The organism is Hymenobacter sp. HD11105 (genome assembly GCF_054051685.1).
Genome location: NZ_JBSWBR010000003.1, coordinates 165,640 through 179,977, shown reverse-complemented (window position 1 = coordinate 179,977; position 14,338 = coordinate 165,640). Strand labels below are relative to the sequence as shown.

Annotated in this window: 8 protein-coding genes; 3 read left to right on the top strand and 5 right to left on the bottom strand. The window is 53.1% G+C overall.

Annotation, left to right across the window (positions count from 1 at the left end; genetic code table 11):
- Positions 1 to 32: 32 nt before the first annotated feature.
- Together ACW9KT_RS11505 and ACW9KT_RS11500 are read left to right on the top strand one after the other, a co-directional pair.
- Entirely contained in the window at positions 33 to 437 is a 405-nt protein-coding gene (locus ACW9KT_RS11505) for an ester cyclase (RefSeq protein WP_457080471.1), read from the top strand.
- A gap of 140 nt (positions 438 to 577) precedes the next feature.
- The gene (locus ACW9KT_RS11500) at positions 578 to 2,635 is read left to right on the top strand and encodes an ATP-binding protein (RefSeq protein WP_457080469.1); all 2,058 of its coding nucleotides are present in this window, start codon (positions 578 to 580) and stop codon (positions 2,633 to 2,635) included.
- Positions 2,636 to 2,932: 297 nt separating this feature from the next.
- Here the strand turns inward: ACW9KT_RS11500 and ACW9KT_RS11495 are convergent, their stop codons facing one another.
- Complete coding sequence (locus ACW9KT_RS11495; protein ID WP_457080467.1) at positions 2,933 to 3,907, bottom strand: DUF2279 domain-containing protein; 975 nt, start codon at positions 3,905 to 3,907, stop codon at positions 2,933 to 2,935.
- Positions 3,908 to 4,090: 183 nt separating this feature from the next.
- Between ACW9KT_RS11495 and ACW9KT_RS11490 the strand changes: the two genes are divergently transcribed.
- A complete protein-coding gene (locus ACW9KT_RS11490) occupies positions 4,091 to 6,955 on the top strand; it encodes a DUF4961 domain-containing protein (RefSeq protein WP_457080465.1) in 2,865 nt (954 codons plus the stop codon).
- A 72-nt stretch (positions 6,956 to 7,027) separates the two neighbouring features.
- On the opposite strand, the gene ACW9KT_RS11485 is transcribed toward ACW9KT_RS11490, so the two are convergent.
- From ACW9KT_RS11485 to ACW9KT_RS11470, 4 genes are all read right to left on the bottom strand, one after another.
- On the bottom strand, positions 7,028 to 7,876 hold the full coding sequence (locus ACW9KT_RS11485; protein WP_457080463.1) for an N-acetylglucosamine kinase: 849 nt from the start codon (positions 7,874 to 7,876) through the stop codon (positions 7,028 to 7,030).
- A 241-nt stretch (positions 7,877 to 8,117) separates the two neighbouring features.
- Positions 8,118 to 9,233, bottom strand: coding sequence for a SusE domain-containing protein (locus ACW9KT_RS11480; protein WP_457080461.1), 1,116 nt, complete (start codon positions 9,231 to 9,233; stop codon positions 8,118 to 8,120).
- Positions 9,234 to 9,354: 121 nt separating this feature from the next.
- Positions 9,355 to 10,959, bottom strand: a complete 1,605-nt coding sequence (locus ACW9KT_RS11475; protein ID WP_457080459.1) for a RagB/SusD family nutrient uptake outer membrane protein — start codon at positions 10,957 to 10,959, stop codon at positions 9,355 to 9,357.
- 21 nt (positions 10,960 to 10,980) lie between these two features.
- Complete coding sequence (locus tag ACW9KT_RS11470) at positions 10,981 to 14,001, bottom strand: SusC/RagA family TonB-linked outer membrane protein (RefSeq protein ID WP_457080457.1); 3,021 nt, start codon at positions 13,999 to 14,001, stop codon at positions 10,981 to 10,983.
- Positions 14,002 to 14,338 lie beyond the last annotated feature (337 nt).

Below are 14,338 nucleotides of genomic sequence, written 5' to 3'. Positions count from 1 at the left end.
GAGACATGACGGTCGAGGAAAACAAAAAATTCATGACTCATTTTATTGAGGAAGTCATCAACAAGAAGAACCTAAATGCCATCAACACGCTGGTAGCCGATGACTTTATTGAACACCTGCCGTTTCCCGGCCAGGGACCCGGCCGGGAGGGCTTAAAATTTGCGATTTCTTCTCTGTTTACTGGCTTTCCTGACATGAAATGGACTGTGCAAGAGCAGGTTGCGGAAGGAGAAAAGGTGGTTACCAGATTTACCTGGACAGGAACGCACGCTGGAGAATTTATGGGCCTACCTCCCACAAATAAGGAAGTGGAGGTTTGGGGAGTGGTGCTGGATGTGGTGCGTAATGGCCAGTTTGCGGAAAGCCGAATAATTATGGATACGGTGGGGTTGCTGCAACAGGTAGGGGTGATGCCCCGGCCAGTGGCGGCCGAGTAAGAGCCGCTAAAAGATAAACGCCACCACCGACCTGTGAGCAGTCGGCGCAGAGTAGCTCCCTGGGATGCAGGCCGCCAACCGGTCGCGCTACGTTGTGCCACTGAGCAACAATATGCTAACTCGACAATCAGCTTTTGACGATGCGAAAGTTTCTGCTGCTCACCTTGCTATTAATTGCTTTCTTGCTGAGCCTGCCCGGGGTGCAGCTGGTGCGGGCGCAGGGCAGCCCGGCTCTGCTCGATAGCCTGCGCCAACCCCTGCTGCGGCAGCCCGCTGATACCAACCGAGTGCACCTACTTAACGACTTATCATTTAACTGTCGCAGCACCCAGCCGGATACGGCCTACCGGCTCGCGCAGCAGGCATATGCGCTAGCCCGCCACTTAAACTATCCAATAGGTCAGGCAAAGGCACTCAGTGCCATGGGGGTTGTGATGGCGCAACTGGGCGACTACCCACGCTCCCTTCGACTGTTGCAACAGTCCTTGGCCTTAAGTCAGTCGCTGCACCAGCTGCGCCAACAGGGAGTCGCGCACAACAACATGGCAGTCGTGTACATCGACCAAAGGGACTACGCCCAGGGTCTGAGGCACCAGCGGGAGGCCTTGCGATTGTTTACATTGCATCAGCGGCAAGCCGGCCAGCGGCCCGATTCGCTCCTTTCCACCGTTAACTACACCAACCTTGGGGAGCTGTATGCTAATAGCGGGCAGCTGGATTCGGCCGAAGTGTATCTGCGCTTAGCCTTGCGATTTGCGCGCAATCCGGAAGCCCAGAGTGTACTGCCCAATGCCCTGTATATACTAGGTGATGTACGCAAGCATCAGCGCCAGGTGGACGAGGCGCTCCGCCTGTATCGGCGGGCCGGGCAATTGGCCCAAGACCTCACTGAGCAGAATATTATTTGCCTGCGACTGGCTATGCTCTATCAGGAAATGGGTGCACGCGATTCCAGCCTAGTACACGCTAGGCGGGCGCTGGAGGCCGGACAGCAGAGCTCATTTCTCACCGGCATCTTACCGGCCAGCCAATTGCTGGCCCAACTCTATGAAGGCCGCGACGACACCCGGGCTCTGCGCTACTACAAAATAGCTGTGGCCGCTAAAGACAGTTTATTCAGCCAGCAGCGGGTGAAGCAGCTACTCACCATCCGCTTCGAGGAGCAGCAGCGCCAGCAGGAGCTAGCCAGTACCAAAAAAGCTTATCAGGATCGACTGCGCGTCTATGGCCTGACGGGGTTGGCGGGCGCGGTAATGGTGGTGGCCCTGCTACTCTGGCGCACCACCCGGCGGCAGCGCCGTAGCAATGAGCTCCTCAGTCAGCAGAAGGCAGAGCTCGACCAGCAGCGGGCAAAAGCTGAGGAAGCCTACCAGGCCCTGCACCGAACGCAGGCCCAATTAATTCAGCGCGAGAAGATGGCCTCGCTGGGGGAGTTGACGGCCGGCATTGCCCACGAGATTCAGAACCCGCTCAACTTCGTCAACAACTTCGCTGAAGTCAGCGCCGAACTGCTGGAAGACCTGCAAACCGAACAGCGAAACCCGAACCGCGATGCGGCTGCTGAACTGGAGCTGCTGACCGATCTTAAATCCAACTTGCTCAAAATCAATCATCATGGAAGGCGCGCTGATGCTATTGTACGTGGTATGCTAGCCCACAGCAACCATGCCTCGGGCGTAAAGCAGCCTACCAAGCTTAACGCGCTAACCACCGAGTACCTGCGTCTTGCCTATCAGGATCAGCGGTCCAAGGATAAAGGGTTCGTCTGTGAGCTAGTCACGGACTTTGACGAAAATCTGGGCTCTTTCTCCGTAGTGCCCCAGGACATTGGGCGGGTACTGATCAACTTGTTCAACAACGCCTTCTACGCTACCCAGCAGCGGCGGCAACGGGCGGACAGCAGCTACCACCCCCAAGTGCGGGTACAAACTCGATTAGGTAAGCGAGAGGTGGAAATAAGGGTGTGGGACAACGGGATGGGAATGCCCGCGGCCGTGCAAGGAAAGGTGTTTCAACCATTTTTTACGACTAAGCCCGCAGGGCAGGGCACCGGACTAGGCCTCTCGCTGGCCTATGACATCATCACGCAGGGCCACGGCGGCACGTTCGAAGTCCGCTCGGAAGAAGGCCAATACACGGAGTTTACGCTGCAGCTGCCCCGGGAAACCAAGAGGCAGCTCATTCCATCTGAGGTCTGAGCGGCGGCTGATAGGAGAATAAAATCTCCTGGCTTCTTTGCTTTTCTCAGGTAGTGACCAGGACCGCAGACCCGTTCAACATACGGCAGCAGGCAAGATCAGCATAGGCTGCTCACTCTTGCGTTTGGTCTTATATAATTCTGTAGTATTCCTTTTTCGCTGCTCGCGTCAGCTACCCCTTCCTTGTGAGCCTGCTACAACTGATCATGGTCTGAGGAACAACTATCTAGGCGGCAGTCCGCAGTTTTCCTCGAACTGCTACTCCTCCCATCTGGCTAAGTTCTACGTCGAAATAGGTTAGTAGTACAAGCCATGAAGCACAAGGCCACGGCGACTATTATACTCAAGGGCCGGGGCAGGCAGGTGAAAGATGCTGGCCACATAAAACACCCGCTTTAGAAACTTACTGCGCGTCGGGATACGCATCAGGTTTACGTCGAAGCTTAGGTAGTATTGCCGGTAGGCGCGAAGGCCCAACGCAGCATTAGCGGCCGGGTCATTGTACACCATCTCCTGGGCTCCGTACCCAATGGCTGGCTGCAGCCACTTGGGCCACTTGCTTTCCTGGGGCAACCAGGCGGCTACATCAGCGCAAAGCCAGTAAGTGTGACCATTGTAATCTTTGAGGTGCTGTTCGGCCAAGCTTTTGCCCAGTACATTGGGTCGCATAGCCGCGTAGCGCGTAGTGCGGAAGGAGTATTTGGGCATAAGCCGCACTTCACCCCATGCCAACTGCTGAGCAATCAGGCCGGCCGAACCCAAGAAATTGGCCCCCAGATCGTAGGCAGAGGCGCCGTACGCCGGGTCGCGACCATCGAACAACTCAATAGGGCTCTGGAGCAGGAAGCCGACGAAGCCGCCATACCAAAGGGCTTTGCGGTCCGATAAGCCTGCCCAACGCAGCATGTCTACGGCCCCGCGGCTCTGATGAAAAGCCCCCCAGAAGTGCCCAGCTTTGTCCAGTTGCTTCCATTCGCGACTGTCGTCGAACCAATGAAACGAGGTTTTCTCGCCCGTGTACCAGCTCTCACTTAGGGTATACATCAGGCCCGTATAGGTCAGGGCTAAGCCACCGGCCAGTACGGGCAGCCGCCGGTTGAGACGGGCTGTATCAGCGGCAATAGGCTGGCGCTGGGGGGCAAATGTTGGCACTATGCTGATCGAATCGGCACTATGCTGGGCCTGGGCTGCGCTGGGTAGCAAGCCGCCTGTGGTCACGAGTGCCAGTACGGCCCATATGGTCCTGCGTATGAAACCAAGGAAAAGCGTCATGCTGGAATAAATGCTCAAAAGAGCCAGAGCAGGCAAAGCTACAAACAAATGGCCCGGCCCCTGACTTGAATAACTGGGCAGTGCGTACCTTTAGTCCTATAGCTAGGAAGTATTGAACAGAACGTAGTGCAATGCTTGGTTTACCTGCTTTTTATCCCACCCATCCACTTTTTCTTGTTTTCAATGAAAACACTTCGACTTCTCTTTAGTCTGGTCGTGTTGCTAACGGGACTACCCGTTGCGTATGCCCAGGTCACTACTCAACCGGCTACGTTTCTGGCCTCGGAGCCCGTTACCATTACCTTCAATGCCACGCAAGGCAACGGGGAACTGGCGGGCTTCACCGGCGACGTGTACATCTGGACAGGCGTCGTGATTGACAGCCCCACTGGCACCACTTGGACCAATGTTAAAAGTCCCGCCTTCAATCAGCCCGACCCCGCGGCTCGGATGACGCGCTCGGCTACTAACCCCAATATTTACACGATTACCTTCGTACCCAACACTTTCTATCCCATCCCGGCCGGTACCACTATTTACCGACTAGGAATGATCTTCAAGAACGCCGACGGCAGCCGGGTAGGTCGCGGACCCAGCGGCGACATTTACGTCAATGTTGCTCAAAACCGCTTCAACCTGCGCTTTACGGCGCCTACTGGGCCTGGCAGCAACTTCGTAGTCCTTAATACCCCCACTACTGTAACGGGCACTTCGGCTTTGCCGGCTACGCTGGCTTTGTTTCTTAATGGCACTCAACTCGGTGCGGCCGAGCCCAACGCCACCTCTATCACCCGCACTGTAACGCTAACCCAGGCGGGCACCAACTCCCTCCGGCTTGTTGCTACCGATGCCTCGGGCTCGGCCGAAACCCAATTAACCCTGCAAACGCGCGAGGCGGTAGTTACGGCGCCCTTGCCGGCCGGTGCCAAGCGAGACGGCGTAACTTACCTCAATGGGGGCGCTTCCGTGGTGCTGAGCTTGACTGCTCCTAATAAGCAATTTGTGTATGCCCTCGGCGACTTCAATGACTGGCAAATAACCCCGGCTGCCGCGCTGAAGCGTACGCCCGTTAGCGCCACCGATAATACCGCCGATAATACCAGCAATGGCCGCTGGTGGGTGCAGATTGATGGCCTAACGCCCGGCCGAGAATACACCTATCAGTACCTGGTTGATGGCGGCCTGCGCATTGCCGACCCGTACACGCAAAAAGTGCTGGACCCCAATAACGACCAGTTTATTCCAAGCGTAACCTATCCGGCTGCGCTGTTGCAGTACCCAACTGGTAAGACTACTGGCATCGTGTCCACGTTCCAGTCAGGCCAGACGGAGTATCAGTGGCAGACGAATAACTTCCAGAAGCCCAAGACTACTGACCTCGTTGTGTATGAGTTGCTGGTGCGTGATTTCATTGCCCGGCACGATTACAAAACCCTCACCGACACGCTTACTTACTTGCAGCGCCTGGGCGTGAATGCCATTGAACTGATGCCCATCAATGAATTTGAGGGCAATGAAAGCTGGGGATATAACCCGTCATTCTACTTCACGCCCGACAAATACTACGGCACCAAAGACGACCTGAAGCGCTTCATCGACGAGTGCCATAAGCGCGGCATGGCTGTTATTATCGACATGGTATTGAACCACTCCTTCGGCCAGTCGCCGATGGTGCAGATGTACTTTGCTGATGGTGCACCCACGACGGATAGCCCCTGGTTTAACCGGACTGCCACTCACCCCTTCAATGTAGGCTACGACTTCAATCACGAAAGCCCATTCACCAAGTATTTTGTGGAGCGGGTGAATGAGTTCTGGATACAGGAGTACCGCATCGACGGTTACCGCTACGACTTGTCGAAGGGCTTTACGCAGCGCAACAACCCGAATGATGTAGGCGCCTGGGGCCGCCGCGACGACTCACGCATTGCCATCTGGAAAAACATTTACGACCAGCTGCAGACCCTTGACCCAACCTTCTACTGCATTCTGGAGCACCTAAGCGACAACGACGAGGAGAAGATTTTGGCCGACTACGGCATGATGCTGTGGGGCAACCAAAATGGCAGCTACATAAACGCCGTACGCGGTCAGAGCAACAATTCTGATTTTAGTGGTGGCTACTATGTTAACCGGGGCTGGCTGCAGCCTCACCTTATCACCTACATGGAAAGCCACGATGAGGAGCGCCTGATGGTGCGGGCCTTGGCTGATGGTAACCAGACTGGTGCTACACCCGGCTATAACGTGCGCGACGTAAATACCGCACTTTCCCGCATGGGCCAGGCAGCCGCGTTCTTCTTCACGGTACCCGGCCCCAAGATGATATGGCAGTTTGGGGAGCTGGGCTACGATGTGAGCATCAATGAGAACGGGCGCACCGGTAATAAGCCTATTCGGTGGGATTACCTGGATAATCCCGCGCGCCGCAACCTCTACAACGTGTATCGGAGCCTGATCGAGCTGAAAACAACTCAGCCCGTATTTGAAAATCCAGCTACTTACACCCAGAGCTTAAGTGGTTTCGCCAAACGAATAAACATCTCCAGCGCCGATTTGAGCGTGACGGTCATCGGCAACTTTGGCATCACGCCGGCGGCCGTGGCGCCTAACTTCCAGAGTGCCGGTACTTGGTATAGCTACCTCTCCGACGCCACACTCAACGTAAATGCCACCGACGTAAATATGCCCATTACGCTTGGTCCTGGCGAATACCGCGTGTATACTTCCAGGAAAATCAACCGGCCGGCAGGTGTAGTTCTTTCGGCCAAGCGGGCTCAGGAGGCGGTGCTGAACTTCTCAGCTGCGCCCAACCCCGCGGCTACCACAGCTACCCTGCGCTACGAGTTGAAGAACGCTGCACCGGTGAGCGTCACGATAACCAATCTGCTCGGGGCCACGGTGCGCACTTTGCCAACCACGTCGCGGCAGGCAGTAGGTGCCCACGAGTTGCCCGTGTCGCTGAGTGGTTTAGCAAATGGTGTGTACTTAGTGCGCCTCAGTACCGGCGAACAAATACGAACTACCCGCTTGGTGGTGCAGCACTAAAAATGCCCCCCAAGCGCATAAAAAGAGCGGCTCCATTACTGGGGCCGCTCTTTTTGTTTAATGATATTACTCTTATTTGGTCAGGATGGTGTGGTAATCTACGAGGTCATCAATAGGGGAGCGGATGATTTTGCCAACTTCCATATTGTGACTTTTGGCAACCTGAATCAGGGCGTCGCGGAAGTTGTAGCCCACGGAACCGATGCAGTTGAAGGTGTAATCCTGGTAGTTGGGGTACTTGGTTACCAGATTATCGAAGAACGCTTTGAAGCCATCGAGCACGATTTCGCGGCAGTAGCTCACGTTGTTGTGATCATAGGCGTATTTGCCGAAGCTGGCTAGGAAGCGGTTGGGCAGAGGTTTGTTGTACAAGCGGTCCAGCACATCCTCACGGGTGAGGTTATAGGTTTCGCGGAAGTTCTCTTGCAACCCGTCGGGCAATAAGCCCCGCAAATAGTCACGCAGCAGGCGCTTTCCGATGTAAGAGCCGCTACCTTCGTCGCCCAGGAAGTAGCCTAGTGAATCGACGCTCATGGCCACTTCCTTACCGTCGTAAATGCAGGAGTTAGTGCCCGTGCCCAGAATGGCCGCAAAACCTGGCTTAATGCCCAGCAGCGCCCGCGCCGCCGCCAGCAAATCGTGGTCGACTACCACCTTAGCTTGGGTAAACACAGCGCGCATAGCCGCCGCTACAATCTCCGCTTTCTTAGCCGACGAAACTCCCGCTCCGTAGTAGTGCACTTCCGTCACCTTCTCGAACTCCAGCGTGTCGGGCAGGCTTTTCTCTAAGGAGGCTTGAATGCCCTCGGTGCCAATGAAGTCGGGGTTGTAGCCCTCTGTATTGAACTGAATGCGCGTACCCGCATGGTCAATGAGGCACCAGTTGGTTTTGGTCGAGCCGCCGTCGGCAATAATGATCATAGGAGAAATGGTAGAGGAACGAGTGGAAAAGAAGTGAAGGTAGCCAGCACCAACAGCAGCGAAGCACGGAAAAGATTTCGGTAGATGAAAGTGTTGACTCGGATTAGCACGCTCCGCTGGGGGGCAATTTTAGGCAAAAATGCCCCTCAGGAGTCAAGTGATTTAAAATAGAATATCAAAAAAGGCCTCCGCAACGCGGAGGCCTTTTGAGAATGAAAAGCTCAAATCGACTATCGAGCCTTTAGTTCTTCTTGAACGAGTAAGTATAGTTACCCGCTCCTTTACTCAGATCCAGCGTGATGGTGTAGTTGCCAGCACCGGGTACTTTGATATTGTCGGCGCCACGCTCGAGCAAGCCGTCACCGCCTCTATCACCATAGTCGAGGTCCCAAGCGTTGTTAGCCCGGAATTTAACCTCGCCATCAGCAGAAAGGGCAGTTGTAACCGTCCAAACTCCAGTGGCAGGATTAAAGGTCATGGGTGTTTCGTTGTCCCATCCCTTAGCGGTGGCCGAGCCAATTACAGCCCAGGTAGTCTTCATCAACTTGTAAGTATTTGAAGCCAGATTGGCTGTAACCTGGTAATAACCCGCCTCCGGTACGGTGATATTATCACCAGGAGAAACCAAGGTGCCGTTTATAACACCATTAGCATCAGTGGTGCTCGTTCCTTTTCCAAAGATGCCCTTATCCCAGCTAGGAGAGTCAGTTAGCTTAAATTCAGGTTGGCCGGTCCCAGTGAAATTGATATATCCTTCGAAGATAGTCGTAATATCTTTGGCGCCGGAGGCAATGGTCGGTGCCTTGTCGGGAGCCCACCCTTGGTAAGCACCTGGCACCCATAATGAAGGATAAACGATTGCAGCGTTTGCGTTATAAGGAGTGCCAGCTAAAACCGCAACAGGCGTGTATTTAGCCAGTGCAGTAGCTGTTGGGCTACCACTAAGCGCCGCCTTTGCGCGCACCTCTAGCTCTATAAAGCTGTACTCTTTAGTATCCTCATTCTGCACAGCGCCCAGATCAATCATCAAATTATTGATCTCTGATACCGTGAAGGATTTGCTAACTGCGGAGCCAGTGGAAAAAGGTTTAGCTGAGGCGAAATTGTTGCCTTTCTTGTCAATTTCCAGTGTGTAGTTCACTACTTCACCCGCAAATCCATAGGATACCGGAGTCCAGGAATAAACTACATATGTCTTATCCGCATCGTCTAATGTTAGCGGTACGTTGGTCACAACGGTCGAGAGAGACGTCTCTCTGCCGGGCATTGCTACTACCCGGTCCTCATCCTTTTCGCAGGAGGAAAGAAGTAGAACGGCTGTGCAAAGCCCCAGGATTTGGGTAAGCCAGTTTTTCATCTGTTGTAGAGTAAAAATTTGAAATGAGTTGAGTAGCTACTTCCGAATACTTGATGCTACCACTTGAGCTTTACTTAAGAGCAAGCACCAGATATTCGGTTTAGTAACTGCGTCTAAATGCTTAATAGCCGGGGTTCTGAACCAGCGTAGGGTTGGCAGTAAGGTCGGAGGAGGGGATAGGGTAAAGGTTCCGCGATTCAGCTACTGGCTGTCCTTGCAATACTCCACCTTTCCATGGCCATACATAGTTGGCATTAGGACCAGCAAACCGGCCAAAGCGAATGAGGTCGGTGCGGCGGTAGCACTCCATGTGTAATTCACGAGCCCGCTCATCCAGCAAGAAGTCCAGAGTAAGCTGACTGGCGTTGATGGGTGAGGCTTTTGACCGCTGGCGCACCCGATTCACGTAGGTGAGAGCCTCAGCTGAACTGCCAGCACCACCACGCACCACAGCCTCAGCATACATCAAGTACACATCAGCAAGACGGAACATGGGAAAGTCAGTATCGGGGTGGTCGCCGGACGTATCAGAGCCTTTCACGCCCGTTGAAGTTACGTTGCGGTATTTCTGCAATCCGAAACCATCAGTGAAGGTGAAAATATCGTTGTTCTCCCGGCGATGACCTTCCGTTACGAAGTTGCGAGCACGGTCGTCGCTGGCACCAGTCAGATCCGTGAACTTATCAGCTAAGGTAGATTTAGCCCGGAAGCCCGACCATCCGCCGTTAATACCGTAGGCGGCAGGATCCATGGTACCGTTGTTTACACCAGCATGAACCAAAAAGGTCATACCACCAAAAGTCTTGGTGCGTAGTCCATCAAAAGTGATGGGGAAGATGATTTCAGAGGCAGCTACGATGTTGTTATCCGCTACAAACAGGTTATTGTATACGGGGGTAAGAGCGTAGCCCGAATCAATTACTCTTTTAGCATAAGTAGCGGCTTCCGTAAACTTAGCCTGCCCCGTGTACACCTGAGCGTTTAGGTACAGCTTAGCCAACAGCGTTTGTACAGCACCGCGGTCGGCCCGGCCATACTGGTTCTGGCGAGCAGCAACCATTTCGGGCTCAATTGCCAGCAGTTCCGACTCAACGTAATTGAATAACTCAGCGCGGGTTGTCTGCTTTGGCAGGAAGGCACCTACCGGGTCATTCTCGGTTACGAAAGGCACATTGCCAAACATATCAAGAGCGTGGAAATAGCTCAAGGCCCGCAAGAAGCGTGCTTCCGCTCGATACTGTTTCACATTGGTTTCCGTCGTGCCTGTCACTCCGCGGCTGCTTAGCTTCGCGTCAGTGGTTTCACGGATGAACTCGTTACAAACAGTTACCTGATAAAACAGACGGTTGTACATAGTTCGTACGAACGTGTTGCTCGGCGTCCAAGTCAAGCGGTTGAGCTCAGGCAGGTCGCCGTCGTTCCAGGCAATGATAGCCTCGTCGGTGGGCAACTGCTGCGTAAACCAGTACATGCGCAGGTAAGGGGAGGTACCTTCGTCGAAGCCACGCAAGTCGGGTGCACCGCTGGGGCCCTGCTGACCACTCACTGCTAAGCCAGAATACAGCTTGGCAAGGATAGCTTCGTAGTTAGCCGGATCATTATAAACGATGGCTGAAGTAGGGTCGAACTCAGGCTCCCGATCGAGATCATTTACGCAGGACGAGATGCCGAGCGAGGAGGTAGTAACCGCTAAGGCTAGTAAGCTCCTAATTAGTATATTTTTCATTTTTTGGAAAGTACGAGCAAATTAGAAGCCCAGATTTAAGCCAAGCGTAAACGTCCGCGGACGCGGATAGAAGTTACGGTCGATTCCGTTGAAAATCTCTGGATCGAGCCCTCTGTAGTCGCTGATAACGAACAAGTTCTGAACAGCGAAGGTTAGGCCAAAGTTTAGCTTATCGTTTAAAAACTTTCCACCATTATAACCTATTGTTACGTTGTCCATCCGCACAAAGGAGGCGTTCTCTACGTAGTAATCTGAGAAGAATTGGTTGTTGGCAAAGTTTGTTTCCAACACGTTTTCTGAAACGTTGCCGAGGAAGTTATTTGGGTCGAACAATCCGCGATAAGTGCCCCGGTCTGAAAACACGTTATTGTACACGTAGTTATCAAGGTAGCTACGCATCGTGAACGACAGATTGAACTTGCGATACGACACGTTGGAGCTGAGACCCAGTGTTGCTCTAGGGTTAGATGACTTGTAGCGATACTTGTCTAGCTCTGTAATCTGACCGTCGTTATTCAAGTCGACATAGGCGCCTTCAATCGGTGCACCGTTGGTGTCATACACTTGCTTGTACACGTAGAAAGAGTTAGCAGGGAACCCTACAGAGTTGATTTGGACCCTGTTGCCAGTACCGCCCGCGATGTCACCTACCAAGTAGCCAGTGAAATTTGGATCTTCAACGTCGCTTAGGCTGGTGATTTCGTTTTTGTTGTAAGCCACATTGAAGTTGACGCTCCAGTTGAAGTTCTCGGAGCGAACAGGTACCACATTCAATGCGAACTCAACACCGCGGTTTTCGAGGGTACCAATGTTGCGGGCAAACTCATTGATTAGGTTTGAGCCCGCTGGAAGAGCAACAACAGCCAACAAGTCCTTGGTGTTGCGCTGATACACATCGATAGAGCCGGTAATGCGGTCATCTAAGATGCCGTAGTCAATACCCGCGTTATAGGTAGTAGTTTCCTCCCATTTCAGGTCTCTGTTGTAGCCTTCTGGGCGTAGGGTCGAAACGAAGCGGGGAGTACCATCAGCGTTGTAGCCGATTTGGATTTGGGTATTCAGGTCTCCTTGGGTATAGCGAGCTAAGAAAGGGTAGTTACCAACCCCGTTCTGACCAGCCAAATCTGTGCTGCCGGCTCTTTCTATATCCTGCTGACCAGTGATGCCGTAACCCGCGCGTACCTTCAGTTGAGTGATAGTGTTAAAGTCTTTAAGGAAAGTCTCATCCTTAACACTCCATGCAAGACCTACGGCTGGGAAGTAGCCAAATTGGTTCTCGCCTACAAACCGAGAAGTACCATCCGCACGGAGAGTTGCGGTGATAGTGTAGCGATCCTTCAAGTTGTAGATACCACGACCGAAGAATGATACCAGAGTATTTTGGGTCTTAAAAGGAAAAGGGAAGGGAGCAGGTGCAAATTCTGTCCGGTCTTCGCGCAAATCAGCAAAGCGTGGCTCTTCCCGAATGAAGTCCTGATAAGAATAGCCCCCCGTGAGATCGAGACGGCTGCCACCTAACTGCTTCACGTAGTTCAGGTAGAAGTCGAGCAGCTTGTTGTAGCGGTCTTGAGCGTACTGGTTGTTTTCGCCCCGGCGCGTGAAGGAGCGAGCAGCAATTGCGGGCACAAAACGAGTACCGGTGCTAGAGGAACGGTCAGTACCTAAGTTTAATACAGCACGCAGGTCGGTGAGGAAAGGCAAGCGGTAATCGAGTTGAATGTTGCCGATGAAGCGGTCAACACTTGCCTCGTCGAAGCGCTGCTCCAGCAATGCCAGCGGGTTGCGGGTAGCCGTGGGAATGGGGTCACCGTTGGGCTGTGTCCATTCGTAATAGCCACCGAATGCATCGCCAGTAACTGGCTTTGTAGGATCAAAATTAGTGGCGGCTCCAATAGCACCTTCGTCAGCAAAGCGGCTGTTAGCCCGGCTACCTTTTGCATTCAGCGTAACACGCAGGTTGTCATTGAGCAGTACAGGCGTCAGGCTAACTGAGCCCGTGATACGCTCCAAGTTGCTTGTTCTTAGGATACCATCCTGGTTCAAATAACCAGCCGAAACACGGAATGGCAACTGCTTGTAAGCACCAGTAAAGCTAATGTTGTTGTCGGTGGTGTAAGCTGTTTGAAAAATGACATCCTGCCAATTAGTGCTAGCCGAGCCTACTTGACCCTTTTGGGTTTCGTTGCCACGGGCATCTACTACGGCCCGGAATTGGTCGGCCGAGAGCACATCTATTTCGTTGAAGCGCTTGCCTATCGAAAACTGAGTGCCAAAGGCAACCGCCAGCTTCTCACCCTGCAGGCCCTTTTTGGTAGTAATGATAATAACCCCGTTGGAAGCCCGCGAGCCGTAGATGGCCGTGGCCGACGCGTCTTTCAGAACGGTATAAGTTTCAATGTCATTGGGGTTGATGGTGCTCAAGGGGCTAGCCGCGCCACTGATGCTATTGCCATCAATTGGAACACCGTCGATGATGATCAGGGGCTCATTGGTGGCGTTCAGCGAAGCACCACCGCGGATGCGGATATTGCTGTTAGAGCCTGGAGCACCACCACCAGTCGTGATTTGCACACCCGCTACCTTACCATTGATCAGCTGCTCGGGGTTGGTAATTTGGCCCTGCACAAAGTCCTTGGAATCAACGGTTGCTACGGAGCCAGTCACGTCTTGGCGGCGCTGAGTACCATAGCCTACAACTACCGCCTCGTTCAGAAGAGTAGTGTTTTCGCCTAGTGTTGCGTTTGCTACCGTGTTCTGGCCTTCCGTTACACTAACTGGGAGGCGCTGAGTGGTGTAGCCAATGAAGGATACAATTAAAGTTCGTTGGCCCGCCGGCACATTTTCGATGGAGAAAGCGCCATCGGCATTAGTAGAATTACCCAGCGAAGTGCCCTCAATCAGCACGGTTACGCCAGGTAAGCCCTGTTGCTGTTCGTCTAAGACGCGGCCACTCACCGAGCCGGTCTGAGCGAACGCGCCGGTGAAACCGGCACAGATGAACAATAGCAGAAACAGTAGTTTCGCCTGGTAAGGGTGTTTCATTGAAAAAGTGTTTGGGGTGGGAATAAATGAACCGGCTAGGCCGGGCAACCAAAAAGGAGCACGAAGAAGCCGAGAAGCATTATAGCCGGCGGACTACAGCGCTTCATCAGGACTTTTTCACTCCACAGCACAAAAATTGTTAATAAACTACACAAGATAAAATTTTGGCGTTAAAAAATGCAATTGTTTTGCCTTTGTTTTTTGTGCGGTGTGTTTATTTATTGCTGTTAGATAATTAAACAGATGCTGGATGTGATAAGTATATCCGTATTGATACGGAATCTGCATCTATTGCCACGGTTCGCTATTTTAATTATCATTTGTTAGGAAAAATGTT